Source organism: Calorimonas adulescens (assembly GCF_008274215.1).
Taxonomy (GTDB): Bacteria; Bacillota; Thermoanaerobacteria; order Thermoanaerobacterales; family UBA4877; genus Calorimonas; species Calorimonas adulescens.
Genome location: NZ_VTPS01000022.1, coordinates 1 through 25,490 on the forward strand (window position 1 = coordinate 1; position 25,490 = coordinate 25,490).

The window sequence follows — 25,490 nt, forward strand, 5'->3', positions numbered from 1 at the left end:
TTTCCAGAACATATACAATTTCAGCGATAACTTCATTTGGGACAAATACTTCATTATTTTCTAATATTTGTGCAGCTTTTTCTGATAAAACTTCTGTATCATTTAAAAGGTACCTTAAAACAATATTAGCATCAACTATTTGCATATTTTTCCACCGCCGCATTTGCCCAGGCTTCGCTTTCTTTTTCTTGTAAATCTTTATTCTTATATTTTGCTAATGCTCCCCTTACACGCTTATTTTTCTGCTCTTTTAAATCTACATCTTCCATATTTTCGTATGGCAATATAATTACCTCCACTTTTTTATTTCGCAGTTCTTCAGGAATATCTATTATATTAGCTAATACATCACTATTTGTAATTTTTCTGACAAATTTCATCACTCATTACCCCTTCCACAGTAAGTAAAACCTTTATTTAAATATATTATATCATGCAATCTAATAGTTTTATACTATAACACAGTGTGCCACTGGGGACGGTTCTTATGGTTTTATACAGAATAGAGGCAGCCCTATTTCAGGACTGCCTCTATTTCTTCCAGTGTCTTACCATCCATTATGCCGTCTATAACCCTATCAAGGGTATCCATATCAGCAGACTTTATCTTGTCATCTAAGCCCTTTGGTACTTTTCCGAACCTCTTTTTTATCATCTTGAGTACGGTGTCTATCTTGCCTTCCATTTTTCCTTCTTTTCTACCTTCTTTTCTACCCTCTTCTATTAATGATGCACCTATCCTGGTCATTCTTACCACCTCCTTCAATCGGTCTATATATTCATTTCTCACATATTTATCAGCTAATCCAAGGACTGCAGCAATCACTATTGACTGCATATTTTCATCCTTTATCTTTTGGGATAATTCTAAGACCTTCCTTGCTGCCTCATCTTCATCCCACCTGTGTTTCATAAGAGGTAAAAATACAAGGTCCATTATGTCCTTATTATTAAGCTGTATACCATTTTCTATTTTATTCTTTATGGCCTCATATCTTTCATTTTTCAGTGTTACAGGAGTCAGTTATTAGCTGCGGGGCAGTGTGAATGTGAAGGTGGTGCCTTTCCCTTCGGTGCTGTTTATGTCGTATTTACTTCTATGGAGGGTGAGTATTTCCTTTACTATGGCCAGGCCAAGCCCCGTGCCTCCCTCACTGGCCTTATAGTACCTGTCAAATATGTGCTCTAAGTCCTTTTCCTTTATACCCCTGCCTGTATCGCTGATTTTGAATAGTGCTTCTTTATCCTGTATCTCTGATGTGATGCTTAAAAGTCCGCTGTCCTCCATGCTGCTGATTGCATTTCCTATGATGTTTACAAGCACCCTTCTGATAAGTTCCCTGTCGGCGTATACATTCAGGTCGTCTATAGAAAACTCTACCTCCAGATTTCTTTCATATATCTCACCCTCGAAGGTGTCCAGTACGTCTGATATAAGCTCCTTCATATTAAAAACTGCCATACGGGGTTTTGTTACACCGGCCTGTATCTGGGAGAGAGCAAGGATGTCGTTTATCATATTACTCATCCTGTCTGCCTCCTTAGAAATGATGGCCAGATACTTATAAGACTTTTCTCTGTCTATATCCGTATCCCTTATCATCTCGGCATAACCCTTTATGACCCCCAGCGGAGTCTTGAGGTCATGGGATATGTTGGCTATAAGGTTTTGCCTCAGTTTTTCTATCTCTGAGAGTCTCATGGACATCTCATCCATGGTGCTGGCAAGGTCTCCTATTTCGTCCCTTGTCTCAGGCTTTATTTTTATGCCTGCATTACCTTCTGCTATCTCCTTGGCGGCCTTTTTCAGCTTTATGATAGGCCTGGTGATTCCGTTGGATAGTATAAGTGAGATAAGGGTGGCTATTATAATGGACGCTATAGCTATATATGTAAATTCCCTTTTAAAGAGGTCCACATTCTGTGAAATCTGGGTGACGGGTATGCTGAGTATCATGTTTGCCTGTATGCCGTTGTAAGTAAAAGGTAGGCTCATGGCCATGTATTCTGTCCCAAAGTGCGGGTGTGTGTATCTGAAGGTCTTTGGGGTATTTCCTGAATAAGGTATGACATTCCTCATCATCATCCCCATCATGGTGGCAGTGGTGAAGATGACCCGGTTGTCCTTTGTGACGGCCGTAACCTCTGCACCGGATTCCTCAATGGCTGCAGATAACTTTGATGGGTCTGGTTCAGGGACGCCAAGTATGTTGATTATCTCTTCACCGTAGTTTTTAAGCCTGCCAACCATAAACCGGGTGTATGTCCTCTCTATAAATACCACCTGTGTGAGCCAGAATATGGCGAGTACTGTGAGCACCACAGCCAGATAGCTTGCCAGTAATTTGTTTCTTATGCTCCTCATTTTATTCCTCCAGTTTATAGCCTATGCCCCATACCGTCTTTATGAGGCTTTTCTTATCGCCAAGCTTTTCCCTGAGCTGCTTTATATGGGTGTCCACTGTTCTTAAATCCCCATAAAAGTCGTATCCCCAGACTGCATTTAATATCTTCTCCCGAGAGAGGGCTTTTCCTCTGTTGACAGTCAGATATTTTAAAAGCTCAAATTCTTTTGGGGTAAGGTCCAAATGCCTCCCATCCACATAGGCTTCTCTGGATACCTCATCTATCTCAATCCCCTTAAACGTAAGGTTTCTATCAGTGGCTTCGGGGTACACCCTGCGGAGTATGGCCCGACATCTGGCCACCAGTTCCTTAGGACTGAAGGGCTTTACTATGTAGTCGTCGGCACCCAGCTCGAAACCTAAAAGCCTGTCGTATTCCTCTCCTCTAGCTGTCATCATCAGGACCGGGACGTCAGACCCTTCCCTTATCTCTTTCAATATGCTTTTACCGTCCATGTCGGGGAGCATTATGTCTAAGAGAACCATGGAGGGGTTTCCCTCGTTAAAGTAGGTTAATCCATCTTTCCCATTGGATGCTTTAATTGTCTCAAAACCTTCGTTTTTAAGGTATGTGTCCACGATATTCAGAAGGTTTTTATCGTCTTCGATTATAAGGATGGGACCCATACTATCACCTCAAGACTATTATACCATCAAAGGCAACGGTTCTATAGGGCCTCACAAAAATATCACATTTAGTGGAAAAAGAAAGAGGGTTAAACAATGCAAAGGCTGTGATATAATAGGAAAAGGGAAAGGGTTTGACATAATGCAAAGCCCAATCAGGAGAAAAATCTGGATGAGGCAGAGGTGATGTGGACATACACACATCATGGAATACTGGCTGTGCCAGGAAGCTGGTTGCCACAGAAATGAGTTAGCTACCCGTGGAGTGGTTTGATGTACCATAGAGGAGCTGACCTCTGGCAGGTTTCTGCTTTATGGATAGGAGTGTAATCCATATGGCAGAGCTTATCACCTTTGCCATATTCATGACCATGGAAAGCCTTGTATTCTGGAGTACGCTAAACTCCATGAAGCCAGATACATTTACTACTCCTGTTATCCTTAAGTCGCCCACAGGGTCAAGGTTTTTGTTTACGCCGGCGCCAGGTTTCAGTGGGCCCTCATCGATGATTATTTTGCCTACATTGCTTACAGAGCCTAAAGATGCGTCGATTGCTATGACAAAAGGGTTATCCATGGTCTTGAATATCATTGAAGTGATTTCTTTTATGTTTTGGGCATGGACAGGATTTTCCAAGGTGCCGTATATCCTGCATTCCTTACATATGTGCGGGAACAGGGTAAGTTCATATCCTATCAGGGGTCCTAAGGAATCGCCGGTGGATCTGTCGGTGCCGATACATAGAAACACCAGGTCATTCAGGTTTTTGTCGGATATGTATCTGCTCAGAGCGTTCTTTAAAATGAGCTTAGCATAACGGTCTTTATAGTCTATTATTTCCATCTGTATCCCTCCAATCAATAATTTTTGCTTAAACCTTATTTTATATTCATGGGGAGAAGGCATATGAAGCGTTTTTTTGTTTTGCTTATAGCGGTTATGGTTGCGTATTATATATTTTCCGGAATGAGTACCGATAGCAGAGAGGTAATGGACCTCAAGGCCCAGATAACCTATGACTCGTATACAAATTTTGTTTCCGATGTTGATGGGTGGTGGGGATATAGAGAGGGCGAGGTGCTGCACTATACCGGTGAGGGGATAAATGACTTTAAAATAAAGGTAAATGCCTCAGAACCTGTATTGTCTGTGGGGGATATGCTGGCAGTTTATGAGGACGGTGGGGATACACTGTATGTATATGACATGTCTGGAAAAGAACTGTGGGAGTACAAGGCAGGGGGATCCATAGAGGACGTGATCCTCAAGCCTGGTGAAAATATTTTTATTCTATATTTAAAGGATAGGATCTTCTATATGATAGAGCTCAATAACGACGGCAAGAAGGTAAATGAGTGGATAGCGTCCAACGATTTTGTGATGGGCTGCGATTTGGGTGGCGGCACTATGTATGTGGCGTCGGCGAATACAGATGAGCTGGGCGGCAGGATAACCGCATACACCAAGAAGGGTGAGCTGATCTGGGCCCAAGAGCTTCCGGGACTTATACCATTTCAGGTTAAGGCCTTTGAGGAAGGGGTGTCTGTGATACTGGATAAAAAGGTTATGTCATTATCTTCCAAGGGGAAGACGATGATGGAGAGAGATATGGCGGTGGACTATGGATGCATAGGCTATGATGGGTCAATCTACGGGGGCAGCAATGGAACATTGAATGGCCTGGCCGTGGACGGAAGGGAACTTTTCAGCATAAAGCTGCCGGGGATAGACGGGGTCTATCCTGACGATGAGGGAGTGGTTGTTTTGAGCGGGAGGTCAATCACTCAATATGACACAAGGGGTAAGGCTATCGCCTCTTATGAAGCCATGAGGGATATAGACTATCTGGTGCCTGTGAGCGGCAAAAAAAAGATACTGGCTGTGGGAAGGTCTGGTGCAGACCTGGTAGAGGTGCCTTTGGGGGTGCTTAAATGAATGCGGTGGACCTGGTTGTGGCTGTGATGATATTTATACCTGGCATTATCGGGTTTTACAGGGGGCTTGTGCTTACGGTGTCAAGCCTTATAGGTTCTATAGCTAACTGGTATCTGGCATTTCGCCTGTATCCATATATACTCCATGAACTGTATACCTCAAAGTCCCTGGTTGACTTCATGGAAGGCCTGGCCAAGAATGCCCCGGCCCCTGACAGGGCAGCCTTCATAGCCATTAGTCTTATTAGCTTTATGCTTGCTTATCTATTGATTAATCTTGCCATAAAGATTATAATTTCTATAGTGAATAGCGTAGCCGGTTTACCAGTCTTAAGGGGCATAAACAAGCTGGGCGGTATGGCTGCAGGGTTGATAGAGGGATTTTTGTTGACCTGTTTTATATTTCTCATCATACAGATGGTGAGGGATATACTCCCCGTATATGTTGTGTCCGCCATTGCGGATTCTACCCTGGGGAGCTGGTTTCTCAAGAATAATCTGTTTATGAATTTGATACCTGCAGAACTTTATATGTGGAAGGAGATAGTGCCATGAACAGGGAAATAGATGCAAGGGTTCCAGCCACACCCTGTGGTAATGGCAAATAAGGCTTCTTACACCTAAATTATGAATTATAAGGGGTGATTCTATGCCTGAGGTTTATAATGTTGGCGATGTGGTAAAGATGAAGAAGCAGCACCCCTGCGGTTCTGACGAATGGCAGGTAATCAGGGTTGGAATGGACTTTCGCATTGTATGTCAGGGGTGCGGCCATTCTGTGATGATACCGAGGAAAAAATTTGAGAAAAGTGTAAAAAAAGTGGTAAAAAGAGCAGTTGAAACGGATGCTCAGTAATGCTATAATAAAACTCAGGCGTCCTTGCTCCGGCAACACCGGGGCCATAGTCCATGAGGAGGTGAAAGTATGAGAGCCTATGAAGCTATGTATATCATTGACCCTGATATTGATGAGGAAAACAGGCAGAAACTGATTGAGAGGTTTAAGGGCATTGTTGAGGGCAAGGGAGAGCTGGTGAAGCTCGATGAGTGGGGTAGGAGAAGGCTGGCCTATCCTATAAACAAGAAAAATGAGGGTTATTACGTGCTTATGAACTTCAACTCCGATGCCAATGCCCAGATAGAACTGGAAAGGGTCTTTAAGATAACTGACGGTGTAATGAGATATATGATTGTTAAAATGCATGAATAAATAGGTGGTGTGAGATTTGAACAAAGTAATCTTGATTGGAAGGTTGACAAAGGATCCTGAATTAAGGTTTACAGCGGGAAGCGGAGTGGCTGTGACCACATTTACCCTGGCTGTAGACAGAAATTTCTCAAACCAGCAGGGGGAGAGGACAGCGGACTTTATACCTATCGTGGTATGGAGGAAGCTGGCCGAGGTATGTGCCAATAACCTGACCAAGGGCCAGCAGGTCGCAGTATCGGGGCGCATACAGACCAGGAGCTGGGATGGAAACGATGGGAAGAGAAGGTGGACCACCGAGGTTATTGCTGACGAGGTCAAGTTTTTAGGGAAACCATCATCTTCATCTGCAGGGACGCCATACGAGAGCAAGGAAGATGAAGGTGGAGACCTGTTTGAGGGGTTCATGCCCATTGACTCTGAAGACGACCTTCCATTCTGATAAAGGAGGGATGAAGAGTGGCTAATACTGCAAATCAGAACAGGAGGAAAAACCGCAAGGCCAGGAAAAAGGTATGTACCTTCTGCCAGGACAAGGTTGAGCTTATAGACTACAAGGATATCGGCAAGCTGAGAAAGTATATAACCGAGAGGGGGAAAATACTCCCCAGGAGGATAACAGGGAATTGCGCAAAACATCAAAGACAGCTCACCGTTGCTATTAAGAGGGCAAGACAGGTGGCACTGCTGCCTTATACTACAGAATAAATGGAGGGCTCTGCCCTCTTTTTTGATAAGGGAGGGGATACCGTTGCCAGATGACATAGCCAAGAACATAAAGATGATAGAGTTCTATAAGACAGAACTTTTATCCTCCCTTTCCTTTTTGTATGGTGCAATGTTTAAGGGGAAAAGCGATGACGATATAACCGATGCCCTGTCAGACATTGTTTTGACAGCGTATCTTCTAGGGAAAAGGTTGGGGATGGACTATAGTGAGATAGATGCCCATGTGCTGGACAAGATACACCTGCAGATAATAGAGGGCCATGAGGCCGAGGTGTGGTATAAGGACCTGAGCAGCCTCAAGACGCATATAACAGGACGGGGGGAGTGGTAAAACCGTTGAAAACATCTAATATAATAGAATGGCTTCTGTATCTTTTTGCTGGCATGGCTGTGGTCTTTTTGAGCTATTACGTACCGCTTTTGCTCTTCTTTCTCATTTTCTTCAGCGTGCCATGTGCCGTACTTGGATACAGATATTCTGTAATTGAAGCCGTTTCGTTTTTAGCTGCCATGGTTGTATTCCTCCTGCTCACCGGCGATTTAGCGAGTTTGATGCCTGTGCTGCCATCGGGTCTGTGCGGTGTTGTCATGGGTCACATGATAAAGCAGAAGAAACCAGCGTCAGATGCGGTGAAGAATGGATTTGTTGCGGCCCTCCTCTCATTGATTGGTACCCTGTGGCTCAGCACCTCACTTTTCAGGGTAAACATCATCCAAGAATTTGTAAATTCCCTGCCAAAGATGGTAGACAGCAGCCTGGCCATGTATAAGTCTATAGGAATGGGGGAACAGGAACTCAATGTCATGAAGTCTGCTCTGAACCAAGTTGTGTACTTCATTGAGACGTCAATTCCCTTTGACATATTGATATATGCTGCATTATCGTCTATAGCGGGTTACCTCATTGTGGAGTTCGTATTGAGAAAGTCGGACATCAACAGGCTAAAGCCGTTTTCATTATGGAAACTACCGGGCAGCGTTACCACGGTGCTGGCACTGGTATACCTTATAGAGGTTGCCTTCAGTTCAAACCATGTGATTTACCTTATAAGCTTTAATATGCTGCTGGCACTGGTTGCTGCTTTTACTGTGGAGGGATATTCACTGCTGGTATATTTTATGAAGAGAAACGGCATAAGGGCGTGGCTTCAGGCGTTTGTAATAATACTCAGCTTGTTGATACCGGTCTCCAGTTTTCTTATCGCGGGTGCCGGGATACTGGATGCCGCCTTTGACTTTCGTCATATAAAGAAAAGAGGCTGATCCCATGAAAAACAGGTTTTTAGGGTTTTTGAGGGCATTACTTAGATGGCAGTCGTTATTTACCCTTGTGGTACTGGGGGTACTCACGTATTTTAATGTAACTGTAGGGATTGTAGGCCTGGCCGTCTATTTAACCCTTCTATTTGCCTTGTCACCGGTGAAACCCAAGGATAAACCACTCCTTAACATACCGGCAGTGGAGAATATTGCCCTTCCGAAAGAGACAGAGCATCAGAAGGCATTCATAGAGGTGCCTATGCCTGTGATGATCTTGAGAGGGGGCAAGACGGTATGGAAAAACGAGGAGACCATGAGCGTATTTGGCGATGATTACAAAGAGGTACTCAACAAATATGACAGTGGCAAAAACAGCCTTATTGAACATAAAGGACGGTACTATCAGGTCAGTGAATCGACCAGAAACACCAGGAAGGGTACACAGACCATCCTGTACTTCAACGATGTGACGGAGCTGTATGAATACAAAGGCAGGTATGAATTTTCCAAACCTGTGATATGCCTTATCCAGGTTGACAATTATGATGAGGTAATGAATTCTACTGAAGACATAAGAAGACCTGTTTTGGCAGCAGAGATAGACAAGAGGCTCAGCAGGTTCACAGCGGATATAAGGGGATGCTTGAGGAAGTACAGCAATGACAAGTATATACTTATTTTTGAAAACGGGTTTTTAAAACTTTTGGAGGAGAAGAAGTTTACTGTTTTAGACGATATAAGGGATATAAATGAGGGGAACAAGATACCCGTGACCTTGAGCATGGGTATAGGGGCAGATGGTGAAAATCCGCAGGTGCTGTTGGAGTATGCATCTAATGCTATGGACCTGGCCCTGGGGCGTGGGGGCGACCAGGCTGTGGTTAAAAGGAGCGAAAAGATCTTCTTTTATGGCGGCAAAACCCAGACAGTGGAGAAAAGGACTAGGGTGAAGGTAAGGGTAATATCCCATGCCCTGAGGGAACTCATACAGGAATCGTCCCGCGTGTTTATTATGGGGCATACCTACCCCGACTTTGACTGTCTGGGGGCATCCATGGGCATGTACAGGGCAGGGAAGGAGCTTGACAAAGATACGAGGATAGTGTGGGAGAACAGCAACAGCTCCTTAAAAGAGCTGATGGAGAAGATAATGCAGGACGAGGAATACAGGGACGTCTTTACTGCAGGTGATGAGTGTCTGCAGCTTATTGACGAAAGGTCGCTCCTGATAGTGGTGGATGCAGGGAGGCCGGGATATCTTATGAGGCCGGAGCTTTTAGAGAAAACGCCAAGGATAGTTGTTATAGACCACCACAGAAAAACGAGGGACGCCATAGCCAATACAGTTCTCTCCTATATAGAGACATATGCATCCTCCACGTCAGAGATGGTGACAGAGATACTTCAGTACATTAAGGACAGGATAAACTTAAAACCTATAGAGGCTGTTGCACTGCTTACCGGTATAAATTTGGATACCAAGAACTTTACCTATAAGACTGGTGTCAGGACCTTTGATGCTGCGGCGTACCTCAGGCTCAAGGGTGCTGACACCATGGAGGTAAGGCAGTATTTCCAGGATGAGCTTGTGGATTTCACCAGGAAGGCGGAGATAATAAGGAAGGCAGAGATCTGGCCGCACCGCGTAGCTGTAGCCGTGTGCCCATCGGATGTAGAGAACAGAGTGATTTTAACTGCACAGGTGGCGGATGAACTTTTAAACATAAAGGGGGTGGATGCCTCCTTTGTCCTCTGTGATACTGGAGAACAGATAATTATCAGCGGGCGCTCCTTAGGTGAGATCAATGTACAGGTTATACTGGAGGAGCTGGGCGGCGGCGGACATTACACCGAGGCTGGAGCCCAGGTGTACGGCAGGACTGTAGATGAGGTAAAAACTGAGCTAAAGAGGATAATAGAGGAGAAACTTGAGGAGGTGGAGGAATGAAGGTTATACTTACTGAGGATGTAACCAATCTCGGCAAGAAAAACAATGTAGTAAATGTGTCTGATGGATATGCCAGAAATTTCCTTTTCCCAAGGAAGCTGGCTGTGGAAGCCAATGAAGCTAACATGGCCAGGCTTAAGAGAGTGAGGGATGAGGAGGAAAAGAGGATACAAAAGGAGAGGGATGAGGCTAAGGCACTGGCGGAAAGGCTGAATAAGCTGGAGGTAATTTTAAAGGTGAAGGCAGGTGAGAGCGGCAAGCTGTTTGGATCTGTTACATCCAAGGATATTGCCGATGCCTTGAAAGAGCAGTATGGCATAGAACTGGATAAGAGGAAAATAGACCTTAAGGACGCTATAAAGACCACTGGAGTGTTTGAGATAAATGTGAAGTTATATCAGGAGATAGATGCCAGGCTTAAAATACGGGTAGAGGTATAGGGGGGAGGACTATGGAGGCTATTGGTAGGGTACCTCCACACAGCATTGAGGCTGAGGTCTCTGTACTGGGTGCCATGATGCTGGACAAGGAGGCTGTGGTGGAAGCCTCCGAAATCATTACCAGGGACGACTTTTACAGGGACTCACACAAGATATTGTTTGACGTTATGATGGAACTCTTTGAAAAAGGGGAGCCTGTAGACCTGGTTACAGTGATAGATGCCCTGAGGAGTAAAAACCTCTTGGAGGTGGTTGGCGGGCAGGACTATGTGTCTGAGCTTCCTATGGGTGTGGTAAGCACTACCACAGTGCCTTACTATGCAAAGATGATAAAGGACAAGGCCACACTCAGGAGGCTTATAGAGGCATCTGGCAGGGTTGTAGAACTGGGGTTTAACGGCGGCAGTGTGGACGAGGTGCTGGATGAGGCTGAAAGGTCTATATTCATGATATCGGAGAGCAGGACGACATCCGGTTTTCTCTCGGTAAGGGATATACTGCCGGAGTCACTGGAGATGATTGACAGACTTCAGAAGAACAAGGGAAGCATAAGCGGCGTGCCTTCTGGATATTCTGACCTGGATAACAAGACCTCCGGTTTTCAACCGTCTGACCTGGTGTTAATTGCGGCCAGGCCGTCCATGGGCAAGACTGCCTTTGCCTTGAATATTGCCCATAATGCTGCAATAAGGCATAAGAAGTCTGTGGCCATATTCAGCCTTGAGATGTCAAAGGAACAGCTTACTAACAGGTTGATATGTTCCGAGGCTACCATAGACAGCCAGAAGCTGAGGATGGGTATGCTGGATGATGAGGACTGGCCAAAGCTGACCAGGGCGGTGGGGGTGCTCTCTCAGGCGCCCATATACATTGACGATACGCCCAACATTACCATTTCGGAAATGAGGGGTAAGCTCAGGAGGCTGAAGATGGAAAAAGGCCTCGATATGGTGATTATAGACTACCTGCAGCTTATGCAGTCGGAAAAGAAGGCGGAAAGCAGGCAACAGGAGATATCAAACCTCACCAGGGCTTTAAAGGGCCTGGCCAGAGAGCTCAATGTCCCTATAATCACTCTTTCGCAGCTTTCCAGGGCTCCTGAGGCTCGTTCGGACCACAGGCCGATGCTGAGCGATCTGAGGGAGTGTGTAACGGGGGATACATTGGTTATGCTTGCTGATGGTACACGTGTTCCTGTAAAAGATTTAGTTGGTGCAAAGCCTGAGGTATTTTCGGTTGATCAGAGAGGCAGGATTATAAAGGCCAGAAGTGATATGGTATGGTACGTAGGAAAGCGCCCCGTTTTTGATGTTATACTTGCCAGTGGACGTCATATACGCGCTACCAGTAAGCACCATCTGCTCAGCGGTTCGGGATGGAAGCAGGTGTCTGAGCTGACTGTAGGAGACCGCATAGCATGTGCACGAAGGATACCGGAACCTCAAAATACGGAGAGTTGGTCAGAATATCGGGTTGCGCTATTGGGACAACTCATAGGTGACGGGTCATCACACTACCGGTTTGCTCCATCGCGTGAATTGGTTGCTCAATATGCGGAAATATTGAATGATGAACTGTTGAGAGATGCTGCAACAAATGATTTGTTCTGGGACCGGATAATTCAAATTTTACCTTGCGGCGAAGAGGATGTATATGATCTGACAGTACCGGCTACTTCTTCATGGCTGGCTGACGGGATTGTAAGTCATAATTCAGGGGCCATTGAGCAGGACGCCGATGTGGTCATGTTTCTCTACAGAGAAGACTATTATGAACCGGAGACAGACAGGAAGAATATTACAGAGGTGATTATAGCGAAGCAGAGGAACGGTCCTACAGGCACTATAGAGCTTTACTGGCTGCCTCAGTATACCAGGTTTGTCGGCCTGGAGAAGGCGAGACAGGAGTGATGTAGATGGTGGAAACAGCTATCATAAGAAAGATACCAGTATTTTCGATGCTAAACGAGGAGACGCTGGAGCAGATAGCATCAATTGTCGCAGAGAGGCTGTATAAAAAGAATATGATAATATTCTTCGAGGGTGAGCCTGGGGAGGCCGTCTATTTTGTGATTAAGGGTAAGGTGAAGATATATAAGACCAATGCTGACGGCAAGGAGCAGATAATCCACATAATGCAGAGCGGGGATGTGTTTGCGGAGTCTGTGTTATTTACCGGCCTGGCCTATCCCGCCAGCGCCGAAGTCATAGAGGACTCCACCATAGGTGTACTGCGCTGCGATGACCTGGAAAACCTCATAAAAAAGAACGGCAACCTGGCGGTGGCGATAATCAATTTCATGGGAAGGAGACTTCAGTTTGTCAGCGGACAGATAAAAAATCTCGGCCTCAGGGATGCCATGGGCCGTGTGGTGGATGTGATCATAAACATGGCAGAGAGGGGCAGGGAGACACCGTCAGGGATAAGGGTAGAGTTCAGGATTCCCCGTCAGGAGTTTGCCAGCATGGCAGGTACTACCAGGGAGACTGCCACCAGGGCCTTGAGTGCACTGCAGAGGGAAGGCTCAATTTTACTGGATAAGGATATACTATATATTAAGGACATGGAAAAATTAAAAAGGTGGTTGGATTAGTATCATTTTTATCCCTTCCGAATAAATTATTATTAAGGAAGGGGGTTTTATGTATGGAGCAGTCGGAAATCAATAATATGTTTCTCAAGTGCGCTGCCAGGCTTCCATATCCTGCTGTAAGGGTGGAAAAGCCTAACTACAACTACGGGCTTATATTGCTGGATGACCTCGCCTCGGCTGTAAGTGAGACCACTGCTATAATGCAGTACTTAAACCATCACTATACCATTGAAGACAGGAAAATAAGCGAACTGGAAGAGTGCATAGCCATGGTTGAGATGCACCACATGGAAATACTCAATGAGCTCATTAAAAAGCTTGGTGTGACACCTGTCTATGCCAGCTATGCCGGGAACACTGGGATATATTGGAATGCCTCATTCGTCTATTATGGATGCGGCGTAAGGGATAAGCTTCAAAAGGATATAGATGGTGAAAGGGCAGCTATAGCTCAGTACAAGAAGCATATAGGATTAATAGATGATAAATATGTACAGGAAAACCTGGAAAGAATTATAAAGGATGAGGAGCACCACATAGAAATTCTTACAGGGGCCTTGAATTAGGCTCTTTTGTTATAGACACAATTAAATTATTATTCAGAGGAATGGTGAACATGGACCCAAGGCCGATAGGCATATATGACTCTGGTGTAGGGGGCCTCACTGTACTAAAAGAATGTATGAGGGCTCTGCCTGATGAGGACTATATATACTTTGCAGATACGGGGAGGCTTCCCTACGGCGAAAAGAAGAGAGAAGAGATAATTGGCTTCAGCCATGATATAGTCTCGTTTTTAAAGGATAAGGGTGTAAAGGCGGTGGTGGTTGCCTGCAACACGTCGGCATCATGCATAAACCCTGTAGACTTTGATATACCCATGGTTGATGTCCTGTCTATGGGGGTAAAAAATGCTGTAAGGGTTACGAGAAACGGTAGGATTGGCGTGCTGGCTACCAGTCTTACCGTTAAAAACCATACCTACAGGGACAGGATAAAGTCCTACGACAGCAGCATAGAGGTATACGAGGTAGCGGCACCGGAATTCGTCCCACTGGTGGAGGCAGGTATGGCGGACAGCAGCAAGGCTAAAGAAGTGGTGAAAAAATATGTATCCCGGTTTGAAGGTACGGGTATAGATACCCTTGTACTGGGGTGTACCCACTATCCCTTTTTGTTAAAGCATATTAAAGAAGAGATAGATGAAGGGGTATTCATAGTGGACCCGGCACAGTGGACGGCTCAGGGACTCATGGATATCCTGCACGGTATGAATCTTTTGAGGGAAGACAAGGACTGTCATGTCACTTTTTATGCCAGCGGTCCGGAAAAGGGCCTGTCGGATATGGCAGAGGTGCTTTTTGGATATAAAATACATGTGGACATGCATAGCTGGTAATCATCAATGGACGTTATTTCCATTGCTAATTAATTTTATATTATGGTCACAGTCCTTATGGCAAATTTGCCGAAACTGGTATAAAATAGTGATAGGGGTGATTATAAGATGAAGGGTTCTGTAGTATCCACATGGATTAATACTATGAAAAATCTTTTTGGCAATGAGATTGTGACAAAGACTATGCATGAACAGGGGTGGGACACAGATAAAATAATAGGGCCACTCGATGACATTGATGACGGTGCTACCAGCAACCTGATTGCAGGGGTGGCAAAGAAGGTAGGAAAGACCCCTGAGGATCTATGGAGAGAAATAGGTAGGAACAACATAAGGACATTTCACAAGTGGTTTCCTTCTTACTTTGAAAGGAAAAGCCTCAAGGGCTTTTTGATGTTGATGGATGATGTTCACAGTCAGCTTACCAGGCTTGTAAAGGGGGCCAGACCTCCCCGCTTGTTTGCTAAGGAATTGGGTCATGACAGGATTGAGATCAGGTATGTCTCAAAAAGAGGGATGTATGACTATTTTCTTGGGCTTTTAGAGGGTGCAGCGGAGTTTTTTAATGAAAAACTGGACATAAAAGAGGTGGACAGGGGCACAGACCCTGACGGGAACAAATACATGGTTGTGGATATAAAGTTTTCTAAGATGGTAAACCAGAGGAAGAACTTTGCCATAAACAGGCTGCTCACCTTGGGTGTGTTTAAGAGTATACCTTTAAGGGCAGGGATTTATTCCGGTGTCATTACCTTGCTGACCGGCCTTTTCCTGGGTCTTCAGCTTACACAGTACATAGTGCTCGGCTGCATAGCTTTTGTAATTCCTTTTGTTGTCGTATTAATCTCCAACCAGCCGCTAAGCCTTTTAAAGAGTGAGCTGAAAAAAATCGAGAATCTTAACCTTGAGGAAGATACCACTGTGGTCACAGGGGACATATATGAAAAAATATTTGATGACCTGAAAAATGCTAAGGAGAACTTGAGGAAAGAGATTGTCTTTATGCGTGGCGGCACAGATGACATGTATAACTTTGCTGATAACTTCTCCCGGGTGGCAGACGACATGAGGAGGGTCTCAGAGGAAATATCCAAAGCTGTGGAAGACGTGGCGCAAGGGGCAGTCTCCCAGGCGGAAGATACCAGCAAGGCTGTGGACCTGCTGGATGAGAATATAACAAGCCTCAAGGATGTGACAAATAGACAACAGTCCAGCAAGGAGAGACTCGACAGTTCCATGAGTGATATAAACACCGCCTCTGACGATGTGGTAGGTGTGAATACTATGCTTGGCCAGATAAAAGACCGTTTTTCAGATATAAACCGTGAATCAGAAGAACTGGCGCGCAGGGCTCTGGATATCATGGAGATAGTAAACACAGTGGAGTCCATAGCAGACCAGACGAACCTGCTGTCCCTCAACGCTGCCATAGAAGCTGCCAGGGCAGGAGAGGCAGGAAGGGGATTTGCTGTAGTGGCTGACGAGATAAGAAAACTGGCGGAGGACTCAAAAACAGCGGTGGGCACTATAAACCAAAACCTGGATGAGTTTGCTGGAAACGTAAGAAAAATGGCATCAGAGTTTGAGGAAGAGTTTAAGAGTATGGAGGAGAGCACCAGGATTCTGGACAGGGTATCAGGAAGCGTCAAAAAATCAGTTTCTGAAGTAAAAAGGGTGACCGATGAAATATCTGCCCTGACCGATGAACTTTCTAAAACCACCGAGAGGCTCTCCATGGTATTTGAAAACGTCCAATCTCTGGCAGCCATAGCAGAGGAAAACTCTGCCACCTCAGAGGAGATGAGTGCCAGCGTTACCGAATATTCATCCAAGATTGCAGAGCTTACCCAAAACATCGATGAACTCAAAAGCTTTGCAGAGTACTTTAAGGCTGAGCTGAAAAAATACCAGATGTAGGGGGGATACATAATATGGATATATTTGCCGGCATTGACCTTGGGGGAACCAATATAGAGGTGGCACTGGTGGACTCCGACGGCAGGGTGTTATCTCATAAGACTCATGCCACAGAGTCAGTCCTGGGCTATGAAAGGGTAATAGAGAATATTAAAGATACATTAAATGAAATAAAAGGCGATAACCAGTTGAGGGCAATAGGTCTCTGCTCGCCGGGCCTGTTGGATGTAGAAAAAGGTGTATGTCTTTTTGCTGGTAACTTAGGCTTTAGAGATGTAGAGCTTAAAAGACCCCTTGAGGATGCCTTCGGCGTGCCCACATTTATTGAGAACGATGTGAATGCTGCAGCTCTTGGGGAATGGCGTTTTGGTACGGGCAGGGGCACAGAAAACTTTATACTTGTCATGGTTGGTACCGGTGTGGGTGCGGGGGTCGTATGCGACGGACACCTGCTTCATGGTAAGTCCAACGCTACAGCGGAGATAGGCCACACGATTGTGGAAAAGGACGGGCTTTTCTGCAACTGTGGAGGCAGGGGATGTCTGGAGATGTATGCCTCAGCCACCGGGATAGTGAGGATGATGAGGCAGTATATAAATAAGGGCCATTATACCTCGGTTGTTGATGAGGTACAGGGTAATATGGACAGGATAACAGCAGCCATAGTTGCTAAAAAAGCAACAGAGGGCGACAGTCTATCGAAACATGTTATTAACCGTGCGGCCGAATACCTAGGGGTTGCCCTTGTAAACTATGTGAATACATTTAACCCTGAGGTGGTTGCCATAGGTGGAGGGGTGGCCAGGGCAGGAGATGTGTTGTTAAAGCCCGTTGAGGAGTTTATAAAGAAGAGGTCTATGGAGGTCCAGGCCAGGGATGTTAAAATAGTGCAGTCCACCCTCGGGGAGGATGCAGGTACAGTTGGGGCTGCAGCCGTGGCCATGGATAAGGTTAAATAGCGAAAAGCTTAGAGGCTTTTCGCTATTTTTGCTCCCAGTCTTGCATTGTTCTTTACAAGGGCCATATTGGTTTCAAGGCTCTCGCCTTTGGTAAGCTCTGCTACCCTGGTTAACAGGAATGGAGTTACCTCTTTGCCCTTAATCATCTTCTGTTCGGCATCTTTCAATGCCTTCCTTATAGCTTCCCTTATCAAGGCCTCATCTGCTTCGTACTCTTCAGGTACAGGGTTTCCTACGAGTATACCGCCATTCAGGTTTAAGGCTCTCTTTGTCTTTATGAATGAAGCAATTTCTTCAGGTGTATCCAGTCTGTATGGAGCCTTAAATCCGCTGCTCCTTGTATAAAATGCAGGGAACTCTTCCTGACCGAAGGCTATGACAGGTACGCCCATAGTCTCAAGGTATTCAAGTGTCTTTCCTATATCCAGTATGGCCTTCGCACCGGCCGAGACCACAGTGACATTGGTCCTGGCAAGTTCCGTAAGGTCAGCAGATATGTCAAAGGACTGCTCAGCTCCATAGTGCACGCCGCCTATGCCGCCGGTCACAAATACCTCTATGCCGGCCATTGACGCCAGTATCATGGTGCTGGCAACGGTTGTAGCTCCGTTTAATCTCCTGGAGACTGCATATGGGATGTCCCTCCTGCTGCATTTTAAAACACCTTTTGATTTGCCGAGAAGCTCAATCTCATCCCGTGTAAGCCCTACCTTCAGTATGCCGTTTATTATGGCGCAGGTGGCCGGTACAGCACCATTTTCTCTTATTATATCCTCTACCTTAATGGCTGTCTCTATATTATCAGGATAGGGCATACCATGAGAAATGATTGTGGACTCTAAGGCTACCACCGGTCTTTTATCCTTTAATGCCTCTCTTACCTCTTCATTTATTGATAAAAACTTGCTCACTCTATTTGCCTCCTTTATTTAAGCGCATTTTTTATAAACTTATATTGCTCTAATCGGTCTATTATTTAATGAGAGTACCGATAACATTCTGACTGCCGGGTTTTTATGGCGTACCTGGCAGTTGTTGCGTGGAAAACAAAGGCTAATTGCCGGCAGCCATAATCTTTTCGATGTATACCGGACTTAGCATGGGCGAGACGGTAAGGCTGCTGGATACGGTTACCGCAGCACAGGCCAGGCCGTATCTTACAGACTTTTTGATGTCATACCCGTTGTATATGCCATAGACTATACCTGCGAAGAGGGCATCACCTGCCCCTGTGGTGTCCACAACATTGGTGGCTATGCTGTTAATGAATCCGCCCATACCGTCATAATAGAGATATACCCCTTTCTGTCCCAGGGTTATCACCACCACAGATACCCCTTGGCTGGCGATTGACACAGCCGCTTTTTCTACATCTTTATCACTTTTTATATCCATCATGGCCAGGACCTCTGCCTCCTCCTTGTTGGGCGTTATCATATAGACCCCATCTAAATGACCTTTCAATAGTGCAGCTTTTGGTACGGAAACAGGTTCTATACAGAAAGGGGTATATAGGGCTGCTGCCTGGGACTTGAGATAAACTATGGTATCTATAGGTATATTGGTGTCAGCGACAATTACCGAGGCGCTCTCAAGGGCCTTTTGCCTTGTCCTTACAAATTCCGGAGTCATCTCCTTGAATATCTCCATATCTGAAAGTGCGAGCACCATATTGCCGTCCGGCCCATCAATGGCCATGTAGGTACCTGAGGACCTGTGGGATATGCTGTCACAGCCGGATATATCTATACCAGCCTTTTCTGCTTCCTTGAGCAGCATGTCACCATACATATCGTCACCTACAAGGGTAATGAGTCTCGTCTTTATTCCCAACCTGGCCAGGTTTTCAGCTATATTTCTGCCGACGCCACCGGGGGAAAAAGTAATTTTACCTGGATTTGAGGTCATGGGTATCACCTCGGAGAAGGATACGCCCTTGATGTCGAAGTTGGCACCGCCAACCACCACTACAGACGGTTCCTCATTTACTATATAGCCCCTCTTCAGTACCCCCTTCTTCATGAGACTGGATATGTGGCTTGCCACTGCCGAACGGCTGATACCAAGTGATGAGGCTATCTCACCCTGCCCTGCAATGGGGTTTTTAATGATCTCTTCCAGCACCCGCCTCTCTGCATCTGTTATCATGTTATCACCAACTTTTGTTTATTATTCGTCTTTAGTCTATTATATCACTGGATTAGAGATAGTACAAGGCAGTTTTAGATATAAATTGAGGGGAGTGCATCATGCACTCCCCTCAATTTATATCTCTACAAATACAAACTCTACAGGCAGGTAAGTGGACGCCGGGGGTATCCACCTGATGGTCATCTCTTCCCCTGCGGCTATCTCATCAATATACACACCCTGTGTAAATGGCCTTATAGGGTTCTTGGGGGCCATGAACCTGCCGCTCTTGCTTGTCCATATGGGGCCCTGATAGCTTCCTCCCTGCGCCAGAAGCACAATCCTCATGTTTCTCTCAGCCTTTACATGTATCTCGTACTCCAGCCCGTAATTTCCATTTAACTTTGCATCTTTATGCAGCATCTCGTCTTTTCCAGTAAGTGTAGGGTCCAGCGTACCATCAGCCAGGATAAGGGCCTGCATCCTATCCACATTTATATTAATAATCCTTTTTGTGCCGGTAAAGGTGCCCCTGTCATGGATATCGGGCTCGAGGCATGGCAGATCGTCTATCTTTTCCTCCGGGTCATTTATACCGCTGTACTTTTCTCCAAGTGCCACAAAATATACCTCCACTTCACCATCGGTTTCTATATCATATACCCCGTGGATGAGATTGTTGTATGTTACGGGCGTGTAGTAGTGGGTGGGTGAGAGGAGCTTGACCTCGCCCGGTTTTAAATTTATGGATACATTCAGGTTTTCGCTGTCTAAAAGCCCGTATGTAACCTCTGCGCCTATCTGGAGCCATCTCCATGACTCGTATCCCATCTCTGTGCCTCCAAGGTTGGCCCTTTTTATCCTGACGGTTACATCATCCTTACCAGTATTTTTTACAAAGACACCATACCTCAAGTTGTCAGGGAAGACCTCATTGTATAAAATCTGGTTGACGCAGTAATAATATAGCCTTGCTTTTCCATTCACCGAGGCTTTGTACTGTATTCCAGGTTCCTTTATGTACTCGGGTGAGTCAGAAAATATAAGGGTATCCTGGTTGTCAATGGGGTTTACCTTAAGCTGGGGTATGCGGTTACCCACAAGACCTGTGGTGTCTATGACGTCACCTGGCCTGGCGTTTAATATCTGCATCTTTATATTCTGACTGTAGCCGAATGCCTCTTCGTAGGACTTCTCTCTGTCGTTCATGGAGGGTATATACACTGTAGGACTTTCTCCCGAATACATATTGTTTGCATCAACAGCCTTCACAAAGTATTGGGGGCCGGCGTCGATATCGGGCGTCTCATCTACATATACGGTTTCTGCAGTGAAATTCAATAACTCCTCTTTGCCGTCTACAACCCGGTAAACAGCGTATTTTTTGGCACCGGGTGACGGAGTCCATTTTAAACTGACCCTGTTTGCGTCTATGCCTGTAATATACAGGTTTTCTGGCGGGGTTGGGCCGTTTTCAGGGTGATAAAACCGATAAAACAGGGTAGCGGCCTCGGCCCGTGTGAGGGTGTCCTGTGGACGAAAGCTGCCGTCTGGGTATCCGCCAGCAATCCCCAGCGCCTTGGCTGCATTGATAAAACCTCTTGCCCAAGGAGATATCTTTTTATCGTCAGTGTATCCTGTATTTTTATCGTTACCATCCTGCACCAGGGCTGATGCTGATGTGGTGGCTACGATAGCTGTTATGGCTTGCTCGCGGGTCAAAGGCTTATCTGGACCAAAGGTATATTCAGTCAAGCCGGTCATATAACCGGCTGCTACCACAGAATCTATGCCTGACTTTCCCCAGTAGTCAGCAGGGACGTCCCTAAAGGATGCAGGTTTTTCCGGGATATCAAGCCTGTAGACCCTGGCCATGATGTTGGCAAACTCTCCTCTTGTCACCTTGTCGTCGGGGCCAAACATTCCGTTTCCGCGTCCCCCCAGTATGCCCCTGTTGGTAAGGTCTGTAATGGCCTCTCTGGCCCATGAATTTTCAATGTCGGTGTATGGATATGAATTCTGGGCAAAGGCAAGAGCTGTGTTTGAAAAGACTAATAGTATGGCTATAGCTATAATAAATTTTCTTTTCATATCATACCTCCTTGTCTCACTGGATTATATCATTTTAATGTTACAGAAATATTACAGTTTAACTACAGATTGGTTAAAACTATTACAGGTGGTGCATCATAATGGTTGGCAGCTATATCAACTTCATCAGACTGGCATCAACGAGAGGCGCTTATATACCAGAATTGACGAACTTTTTATGCTAAATATCTAAAAATATTCGGATTAGCTATTGATTTATCCATTCTGTTCTGGTAATATACTCAAGGGGCATAACCCTACCATGAGGAGGGATAGATATGGAATATGATGTGATTATTGTTGGTGCCGGACCGGCAGGCATTTTTGCTTCTTATGAGCTTATGGAAAAGAGGCCTGGCCTCAAGGTGCTGCTACTTGAAAAAGGTCGAAACATAGAGGGCAGAAACTGTCCGATGGGAAGGGGTACAAGCTGCAGCGACTGCAACCCATGTTCCATCACCAGCGGTTTTGGCGGGGCAGGGGCCTTTAGTGACGGCAAGCTGACCCTTACCTCTGAGTTTGGTGGGGTGCTGGACGAATATATAGGGAAAAATGAGGTTGTAAACCTGATAAGGTACATTGACGATGTATACGTAAGGTTTGGTGCAATCACGGAGGTGCATGGCAGGGACGGGGAAAAGATAAAAGAACTCAGCAAAAAGGCTGCTGCCGCAGACCTTAAGTTTATACCTGCAGAAATAAAACACCTGGGAACAGAAAAGTGCTATGAGATATTGAAAAATATGCAGGCTTACCTGAAGGACAGGGTGGAACTTAAGACCAGTTGTTGTGTAAATAATATAATTGTAAAGGATGGTAGGGTAACCGGCGTTTCCACAGACAGGGGTGACTTTTACGGAAGGTTTGTAATGGTTGCGCCAGGAAGAAACGGGGCAGGCTGGTTCAGAGACCAGTGTGAAAAACTCGGGCTTACCACGCGCAACAATGCAGTGGATATAGGAGTCAGGGTAGAGGTGCCAGCAGAGATAATGGAGGACATCACCGATGCCGTATATGAGTCAAAACTCGTATACTATACCAAATCTTTTGATGACAGAGTGAGGACCTTTTGTATGAATCCATACGGTGAGGTGGTGGAGGAGAATGTGGACGGGCTAAAGACGGTAAATGGCCATAGCTATAGGGATAAGAAGACTTCGAATACCAACTTTGCTTTGCTTGTCTCAAAGGAGTTTACCGAACCCTTTCATGAGCCCATTGACTATGGCAAGTATATTGCAAGGCTTGCCAATATGCTGGGCGAGGGTGTTATAGTGCAGCGGCTGGGGGATCTTTTGGACGGGAGGAGGTCTACACCGGAAAGGATAAAGAGGGGACTCTTAGAACCTACCCTCAAGGCGGCAGTCCCGGGGGATTTGAGTCTTGTGCTTCCATACAGGCATCTTACTGATATAATTGAGATGCTTCAGGCTTTGGACAAGATAGCCCCGGGGATTTACTCCAAACATACGCTGCTCTATGGGGTCGAGGTGAAGTTTTATTCTTCAAGGGTGAACCTTACAGAAGGCTTGGAAACTGAGATAGAAAATCTTTATGCAGCGGGAGATGGGGCAGGTGTAAGCCGTGGCCTGGCCCAGGCGTCGGCCTCGGGGGTACTGGTTGCAAGGCAAATACTGGAAAGGATGGTGGGATAAATGGGTGTTAGGTGCATAATAGGTGCCCAGTGGGGTGATGAAGGCAAGGGAAAGATAACAGACTACTTAGCGGAAAGGTCCGAGGTGGTTGCGAGGTATCAAGGTGGAAGCAATGCCGGCCACACGGTAGACAGGGATGGCCAGGTCTATAAGCTGCATTTGGTGCCCTCTGGCATCCTCTATAATAACTGCATGAATATAATAGGTAACGGGGTCGTAGTGGATCCGCCTGAGCTGTTGGAAGAGATAGATGGACTGAAAAAGCACGGCCTTGGTGTGGAAAACCTCAGGATTTCTGACAGGGCACATGTTGTTATGCCCTACCACAGGGTTTTGGACAGGCTCATAGAGGGCAGCCATGGTGGCAGGGAGATAGGTACTACCCTCAGGGGTATAGGCCCCGCCTATACAGACAAATATGCCAGGTGTGGCATACGTATGCACGAACTCATAAATGCGGATGTGTTCAGGGCCAAGGTGGAATTGCTCTTGCAGGATAAAAACAGGCTGATTAAAGATATCTATGGCGGTGAGGTTATAGACAGCTCATTTATTGACGAATACATCGAATATGGCAGGAGATTGAAACCTTATGTGGTAGATACCTCAGCTCTTATATATGAGTATATAAAGGATGGCAAGGAGGTGCTTCTCGAAGGGGCACAGGGCACACTGCTGGACATCGACCATGGGACATACCCTTATGTTACATCCTCCAATCCAGCAGCCGGAGGGGCATGTACAGGACTCGGCATAGGGCCGACCCTTATTGACGAGGTGATAGGGGTAGCCAAGGCATATACTACAAGGGTTGGCAGGGGGCCCTTCCCTACAGAGATAGAAGGTGAGGTTGGAGACTACATCAGGGACAGGGGGTATGAGTTTGGGACAACTACGGGCAGGCCCAGAAGGGTTGGATGGCTTGACCTGGTTGTCTTAAGGTATGCTGTGAGGGTAAATGGCTTAACCTCCATAGCCCTTACCAAGCTGGACACCCTGGATGGACTGGAGGGTATTGATGTCTGTACGGCATACCGCATAGATGGCAGGAGTGTCTATGATTTTCCCTCAGACCTGGACGCTTTAAACAGGGCAAAGCCTGAATACCATGTCATGAAGGGTTGGGATGCGGATATTTCGGGGGCAAGAAAATTCTCTGACCTTCCCGAGGAGGCGAGGGAATATATAGAGTTCATAGAGGACAACGTAGGTGTCTCTGTGAACATTATATCAGTGGGTCCCGAAAGACATCAGACTATTGTAAGGTAGCCAGATGAATGAGGATACTATGATTAAAGAAACGGGGAGCGCAAGCTCCCCGTTTCTTTAATCATAGTATCCTTTTTTACACCTTACCATGAAGTAATAGAACAGAATAAGCAGTGGCACGGTTACCCACTGGGTCAGAGTTAGAAACCCGAACCCCCAGGTTTCATTTATGTATTTTACAATAAATAACGGGTTTTCTCTCACTGTCTCCTCAAAGATACCCCTCAGGAGCTGATAATAAAAAAGGAAAGACCAGAACTGGTACCCGTTAGGAGGGTCCTTCTCCTGTACGTAGAAATATCTGATCAGAAGTATGAGGCCGATAGCTGAGCCCACAAGTTGTGCAGGCCATCTGCCGAAAGAGAAGGCTGTCATCCTACCAAGGACCTCACCGTTAAATATATTTCCTATCCTGACCAGTATATTTCCTATGGATAACCCCGGCACCACCAGGTCTGCCAGCATGAAGAGGTTGAGGTTTTTGCGCCTTGTATACCACCAGCCTGCAAGGAAACCGCCCAGAAGGCCGCCGTGCCAGGCCAGGCCGCCCTCGTAAATCTTGAGCACCTGTATGGGGTCGTTTATAAACCAGCCCGGATAGTTGGCGAGGACAAACATGAGCCTTGCGCCAATGACGCCGAATATAACCACAAGTAATACTATATTGTAAAGGTCGTCCTCATCTACACCTCTCTTTTTTCCCTCCCGGAAGAAATATATCATCCCAAGGAGTATGGATAACGCCATGAAGATTCCATACCAGCGCACCTGTATAGGGCCTACGCTGAAGGCTATAGGGTTTAAGTTTAAATACATATGGTTTCTCCTTCCTATGTAGTCTATACCCATTATACTACAATTTATATTGCCAACAAAGGGTTCTAATATTCATTGTGCCTAATAGTAATATAATAGATAAGAAAGGG

The 25,490-nt window shown here is 45.8% G+C and carries 28 protein-coding genes; 18 read left to right on the plus strand and 10 right to left on the minus strand.

Translation table 11 applies throughout. From position 1 onward, the window contains the following. From FWJ32_RS11580 to yyaC, 6 genes are all read right to left on the minus strand, one after another. The coding region (locus FWJ32_RS11580; RefSeq protein ID WP_338028707.1) for a PIN domain-containing protein at positions 1 to 163 on the minus strand (163 nt) is incomplete at its 3' end. Further along, positions 132 to 380 (minus strand): hypothetical protein, encoded by a 249-nt coding sequence (locus FWJ32_RS11585; protein WP_149546124.1) that lies wholly within the window; start codon positions 378 to 380, stop codon positions 132 to 134. The genes FWJ32_RS11585 and FWJ32_RS11580, both read right to left, overlap by 32 nt. Positions 381 to 514: 134 nt before the next feature. After that, complete coding sequence (locus tag FWJ32_RS11590) at positions 515 to 937, minus strand: DUF4351 domain-containing protein (protein ID WP_149546125.1); 423 nt, start codon at positions 935 to 937, stop codon at positions 515 to 517. Between the two features lie 90 nt (positions 938 to 1,027). Further along, the gene (locus FWJ32_RS11595) at positions 1,028 to 2,365 is read right to left on the minus strand and encodes a HAMP domain-containing sensor histidine kinase (RefSeq protein ID WP_149546126.1); all 1,338 of its coding nucleotides are present in this window, start codon (positions 2,363 to 2,365) and stop codon (positions 1,028 to 1,030) included. A gap of 1 nt (position 2,366) precedes the next feature. Then, a complete protein-coding gene (locus FWJ32_RS11600; RefSeq protein ID WP_149546127.1) occupies positions 2,367 to 3,032 on the minus strand; it encodes a response regulator transcription factor in 666 nt (221 codons plus the stop codon). A 250-nt stretch (positions 3,033 to 3,282) separates the two neighbouring features. Beyond that, positions 3,283 to 3,876, minus strand: a complete 594-nt coding sequence (gene yyaC, locus FWJ32_RS11605; protein WP_149546128.1) for a spore protease YyaC — start codon at positions 3,874 to 3,876, stop codon at positions 3,283 to 3,285. Positions 3,877 to 3,939: 63 nt separating this feature from the next. On the opposite strand from yyaC, the gene FWJ32_RS11610 reads away from it, so the two are divergent. The 16 genes from FWJ32_RS11610 to FWJ32_RS11685 all read left to right on the plus strand — a co-directional run bounded on the left by FWJ32_RS11610 (position 3,940) and on the right by FWJ32_RS11685 (position 17,419). Further along, positions 3,940 to 4,968: a DUF5711 family protein gene (locus FWJ32_RS11610; RefSeq protein ID WP_149546129.1), complete on the plus strand. Its 1,029-nt coding sequence runs from the start codon at positions 3,940 to 3,942 to the stop codon at positions 4,966 to 4,968. Beyond that, on the plus strand, positions 4,965 to 5,522 hold the full coding sequence (locus FWJ32_RS11615) for a CvpA family protein (RefSeq protein ID WP_149546130.1): 558 nt from the start codon (positions 4,965 to 4,967) through the stop codon (positions 5,520 to 5,522). Before FWJ32_RS11610 ends, FWJ32_RS11615 begins: the two co-directional genes overlap by 4 nt. 94 nt (positions 5,523 to 5,616) lie before the next feature. Then, positions 5,617 to 5,823: a DUF951 domain-containing protein gene (locus tag FWJ32_RS11620; protein WP_149546131.1), complete on the plus strand. Its 207-nt coding sequence runs from the start codon at positions 5,617 to 5,619 to the stop codon at positions 5,821 to 5,823. Between the two features lie 69 nt (positions 5,824 to 5,892). After that, a complete protein-coding gene (rpsF, locus tag FWJ32_RS11625; protein ID WP_149546132.1) occupies positions 5,893 to 6,177 on the plus strand; it encodes a 30S ribosomal protein S6 in 285 nt (94 codons plus the stop codon). Positions 6,178 to 6,193: 16 nt separating this feature from the next. Then, positions 6,194 to 6,616, plus strand: coding sequence for a single-stranded DNA-binding protein (locus FWJ32_RS11630; RefSeq protein WP_149546133.1), 423 nt, complete (start codon positions 6,194 to 6,196; stop codon positions 6,614 to 6,616). A gap of 17 nt (positions 6,617 to 6,633) precedes the next feature. After that, complete coding sequence (gene rpsR / locus FWJ32_RS11635; RefSeq protein ID WP_149546134.1) at positions 6,634 to 6,882, plus strand: 30S ribosomal protein S18; 249 nt, start codon at positions 6,634 to 6,636, stop codon at positions 6,880 to 6,882. Between the two features lie 43 nt (positions 6,883 to 6,925). Further along, positions 6,926 to 7,234 carry a MazG-like family protein gene (locus FWJ32_RS11640; RefSeq protein ID WP_203227759.1) on the plus strand — a complete coding sequence of 103 codons (309 nt, stop codon included), beginning with the start codon at positions 6,926 to 6,928 and terminating at the stop codon, positions 7,232 to 7,234. A 5-nt stretch (positions 7,235 to 7,239) separates the two neighbouring features. Continuing rightward, entirely contained in the window at positions 7,240 to 8,166 is a 927-nt protein-coding gene (locus FWJ32_RS11645) for a DUF2232 domain-containing protein (RefSeq protein WP_149546135.1), read from the plus strand. A gap of 4 nt (positions 8,167 to 8,170) precedes the next feature. After that, complete coding sequence (locus tag FWJ32_RS11650) at positions 8,171 to 10,111, plus strand: DHH family phosphoesterase (RefSeq protein ID WP_149546136.1); 1,941 nt, start codon at positions 8,171 to 8,173, stop codon at positions 10,109 to 10,111. Beyond that, positions 10,108 to 10,551 (plus strand): 50S ribosomal protein L9, encoded by a 444-nt coding sequence (rplI, locus tag FWJ32_RS11655; protein ID WP_149546137.1) that lies wholly within the window; start codon positions 10,108 to 10,110, stop codon positions 10,549 to 10,551. Before FWJ32_RS11650 ends, rplI begins: the two co-directional genes overlap by 4 nt. 11 nt (positions 10,552 to 10,562) lie before the next feature. Further along, positions 10,563 to 12,461: a replicative DNA helicase gene (gene dnaB / locus FWJ32_RS11660; RefSeq protein WP_149546138.1), complete on the plus strand. Its 1,899-nt coding sequence runs from the start codon at positions 10,563 to 10,565 to the stop codon at positions 12,459 to 12,461. A 5-nt stretch (positions 12,462 to 12,466) separates the two neighbouring features. Next, the gene (locus FWJ32_RS11665) at positions 12,467 to 13,144 is read left to right on the plus strand and encodes a Crp/Fnr family transcriptional regulator (protein ID WP_149546139.1); all 678 of its coding nucleotides are present in this window, start codon (positions 12,467 to 12,469) and stop codon (positions 13,142 to 13,144) included. Between the two features lie 53 nt (positions 13,145 to 13,197). Then, a complete protein-coding gene (locus FWJ32_RS11670; protein ID WP_149546140.1) occupies positions 13,198 to 13,710 on the plus strand; it encodes a ferritin-like domain-containing protein in 513 nt (170 codons plus the stop codon). 50 nt (positions 13,711 to 13,760) lie between these two features. Beyond that, positions 13,761 to 14,543: a glutamate racemase gene (gene murI / locus FWJ32_RS11675; RefSeq protein ID WP_162523617.1), complete on the plus strand. Its 783-nt coding sequence runs from the start codon at positions 13,761 to 13,763 to the stop codon at positions 14,541 to 14,543. 108 nt (positions 14,544 to 14,651) lie between these two features. Then, on the plus strand, positions 14,652 to 16,460 hold the full coding sequence (locus tag FWJ32_RS11680; RefSeq protein WP_149546142.1) for a heme NO-binding domain-containing protein: 1,809 nt from the start codon (positions 14,652 to 14,654) through the stop codon (positions 16,458 to 16,460). Positions 16,461 to 16,474: 14 nt separating this feature from the next. Next, positions 16,475 to 17,419: an ROK family protein gene (locus tag FWJ32_RS11685; protein ID WP_149546143.1), complete on the plus strand. Its 945-nt coding sequence runs from the start codon at positions 16,475 to 16,477 to the stop codon at positions 17,417 to 17,419. Positions 17,420 to 17,427: 8 nt separating this feature from the next. Here FWJ32_RS11685 and FWJ32_RS11690 read toward each other — a convergent pair whose 3' ends face one another. The 3 genes from FWJ32_RS11690 to FWJ32_RS11700 all read right to left on the minus strand — a co-directional run bounded on the left by FWJ32_RS11690 (position 17,428) and on the right by FWJ32_RS11700 (position 21,640). Continuing rightward, the gene (locus FWJ32_RS11690) at positions 17,428 to 18,330 is read right to left on the minus strand and encodes a pseudouridine-5'-phosphate glycosidase (protein ID WP_149546144.1); all 903 of its coding nucleotides are present in this window, start codon (positions 18,328 to 18,330) and stop codon (positions 17,428 to 17,430) included. A 142-nt stretch (positions 18,331 to 18,472) separates the two neighbouring features. Then, complete coding sequence (locus tag FWJ32_RS11695) at positions 18,473 to 19,567, minus strand: carbohydrate kinase (protein WP_149546145.1); 1,095 nt, start codon at positions 19,565 to 19,567, stop codon at positions 18,473 to 18,475. Between the two features lie 117 nt (positions 19,568 to 19,684). Beyond that, entirely contained in the window at positions 19,685 to 21,640 is a 1,956-nt protein-coding gene (locus tag FWJ32_RS11700) for an S-layer homology domain-containing protein (RefSeq protein ID WP_149546146.1), read from the minus strand. A 278-nt stretch (positions 21,641 to 21,918) separates the two neighbouring features. On the opposite strand from FWJ32_RS11700, the gene FWJ32_RS11705 reads away from it, so the two are divergent. Together FWJ32_RS11705 and FWJ32_RS11710 are read left to right on the plus strand one after the other, a co-directional pair. Beyond that, positions 21,919 to 23,295 carry an NAD(P)/FAD-dependent oxidoreductase gene (locus FWJ32_RS11705; RefSeq protein ID WP_149546147.1) on the plus strand — a complete coding sequence of 459 codons (1,377 nt, stop codon included), beginning with the start codon at positions 21,919 to 21,921 and terminating at the stop codon, positions 23,293 to 23,295. After that, positions 23,296 to 24,564, plus strand: coding sequence for an adenylosuccinate synthase (locus FWJ32_RS11710; protein WP_149546148.1), 1,269 nt, complete (start codon positions 23,296 to 23,298; stop codon positions 24,562 to 24,564). It begins immediately after the preceding gene. Positions 24,565 to 24,621: 57 nt separating this feature from the next. Here FWJ32_RS11710 and FWJ32_RS11715 read toward each other — a convergent pair whose 3' ends face one another. Then, positions 24,622 to 25,380: a prolipoprotein diacylglyceryl transferase gene (locus FWJ32_RS11715; RefSeq protein ID WP_149546149.1), complete on the minus strand. Its 759-nt coding sequence runs from the start codon at positions 25,378 to 25,380 to the stop codon at positions 24,622 to 24,624. Positions 25,381 to 25,490: the final 110 nt, after the last annotated feature.

Excerpts from the sequence above, each read along its gene's own strand:
- FWJ32_RS11585 (WP_149546124.1), bottom strand. The coding sequence starts at position 380 with ATGAAATTTGTCAGAAAAATTACAAATAGTGATGTATTAGCTAATATA.
- FWJ32_RS11590 (WP_149546125.1), bottom strand. The coding sequence starts at position 937 with ATGGACCTTGTATTTTTACCTCTTATGAAACACAGGTGGGATGAAGAT.
- FWJ32_RS11595 (WP_149546126.1), bottom strand. The coding sequence starts at position 2,365 with ATGAGGAGCATAAGAAACAAATTACTGGCAAGCTATCTGGCTGTGGTG.
- FWJ32_RS11600 (WP_149546127.1), bottom strand. The coding sequence starts at position 3,032 with ATGGGTCCCATCCTTATAATCGAAGACGATAAAAACCTTCTGAATATC.
- yyaC (WP_149546128.1), bottom strand. The coding sequence starts at position 3,876 with ATGGAAATAATAGACTATAAAGACCGTTATGCTAAGCTCATTTTAAAG.
- FWJ32_RS11610 (WP_149546129.1), top strand. The coding sequence starts at position 3,940 with ATGAAGCGTTTTTTTGTTTTGCTTATAGCGGTTATGGTTGCGTATTAT.
- FWJ32_RS11615 (WP_149546130.1), top strand. The coding sequence starts at position 4,965 with ATGAATGCGGTGGACCTGGTTGTGGCTGTGATGATATTTATACCTGGC.
- FWJ32_RS11620 (WP_149546131.1), top strand. The coding sequence starts at position 5,617 with ATGCCTGAGGTTTATAATGTTGGCGATGTGGTAAAGATGAAGAAGCAG.
- rpsF (WP_149546132.1), top strand. The coding sequence starts at position 5,893 with ATGAGAGCCTATGAAGCTATGTATATCATTGACCCTGATATTGATGAG.
- FWJ32_RS11650 (WP_149546136.1), top strand. The coding sequence starts at position 8,171 with ATGAAAAACAGGTTTTTAGGGTTTTTGAGGGCATTACTTAGATGGCAG.
- rplI (WP_149546137.1), top strand. The coding sequence starts at position 10,108 with ATGAAGGTTATACTTACTGAGGATGTAACCAATCTCGGCAAGAAAAAC.
- dnaB (WP_149546138.1), top strand. The coding sequence starts at position 10,563 with ATGGAGGCTATTGGTAGGGTACCTCCACACAGCATTGAGGCTGAGGTC.
- FWJ32_RS11665 (WP_149546139.1), top strand. The coding sequence starts at position 12,467 with ATGGTGGAAACAGCTATCATAAGAAAGATACCAGTATTTTCGATGCTA.
- FWJ32_RS11670 (WP_149546140.1), top strand. The coding sequence starts at position 13,198 with ATGGAGCAGTCGGAAATCAATAATATGTTTCTCAAGTGCGCTGCCAGG.
- murI (WP_162523617.1), top strand. The coding sequence starts at position 13,761 with ATGGACCCAAGGCCGATAGGCATATATGACTCTGGTGTAGGGGGCCTC.
- FWJ32_RS11680 (WP_149546142.1), top strand. The coding sequence starts at position 14,652 with ATGAAGGGTTCTGTAGTATCCACATGGATTAATACTATGAAAAATCTT.
- FWJ32_RS11685 (WP_149546143.1), top strand. The coding sequence starts at position 16,475 with ATGGATATATTTGCCGGCATTGACCTTGGGGGAACCAATATAGAGGTG.
- FWJ32_RS11695 (WP_149546145.1), bottom strand. The coding sequence starts at position 19,567 with ATGATAACAGATGCAGAGAGGCGGGTGCTGGAAGAGATCATTAAAAAC.
- FWJ32_RS11700 (WP_149546146.1), bottom strand. The coding sequence starts at position 21,640 with ATGAAAAGAAAATTTATTATAGCTATAGCCATACTATTAGTCTTTTCA.
- FWJ32_RS11705 (WP_149546147.1), top strand. The coding sequence starts at position 21,919 with ATGGAATATGATGTGATTATTGTTGGTGCCGGACCGGCAGGCATTTTT.
- FWJ32_RS11710 (WP_149546148.1), top strand. The coding sequence starts at position 23,296 with ATGGGTGTTAGGTGCATAATAGGTGCCCAGTGGGGTGATGAAGGCAAG.
- FWJ32_RS11715 (WP_149546149.1), bottom strand. The coding sequence starts at position 25,380 with ATGTATTTAAACTTAAACCCTATAGCCTTCAGCGTAGGCCCTATACAG.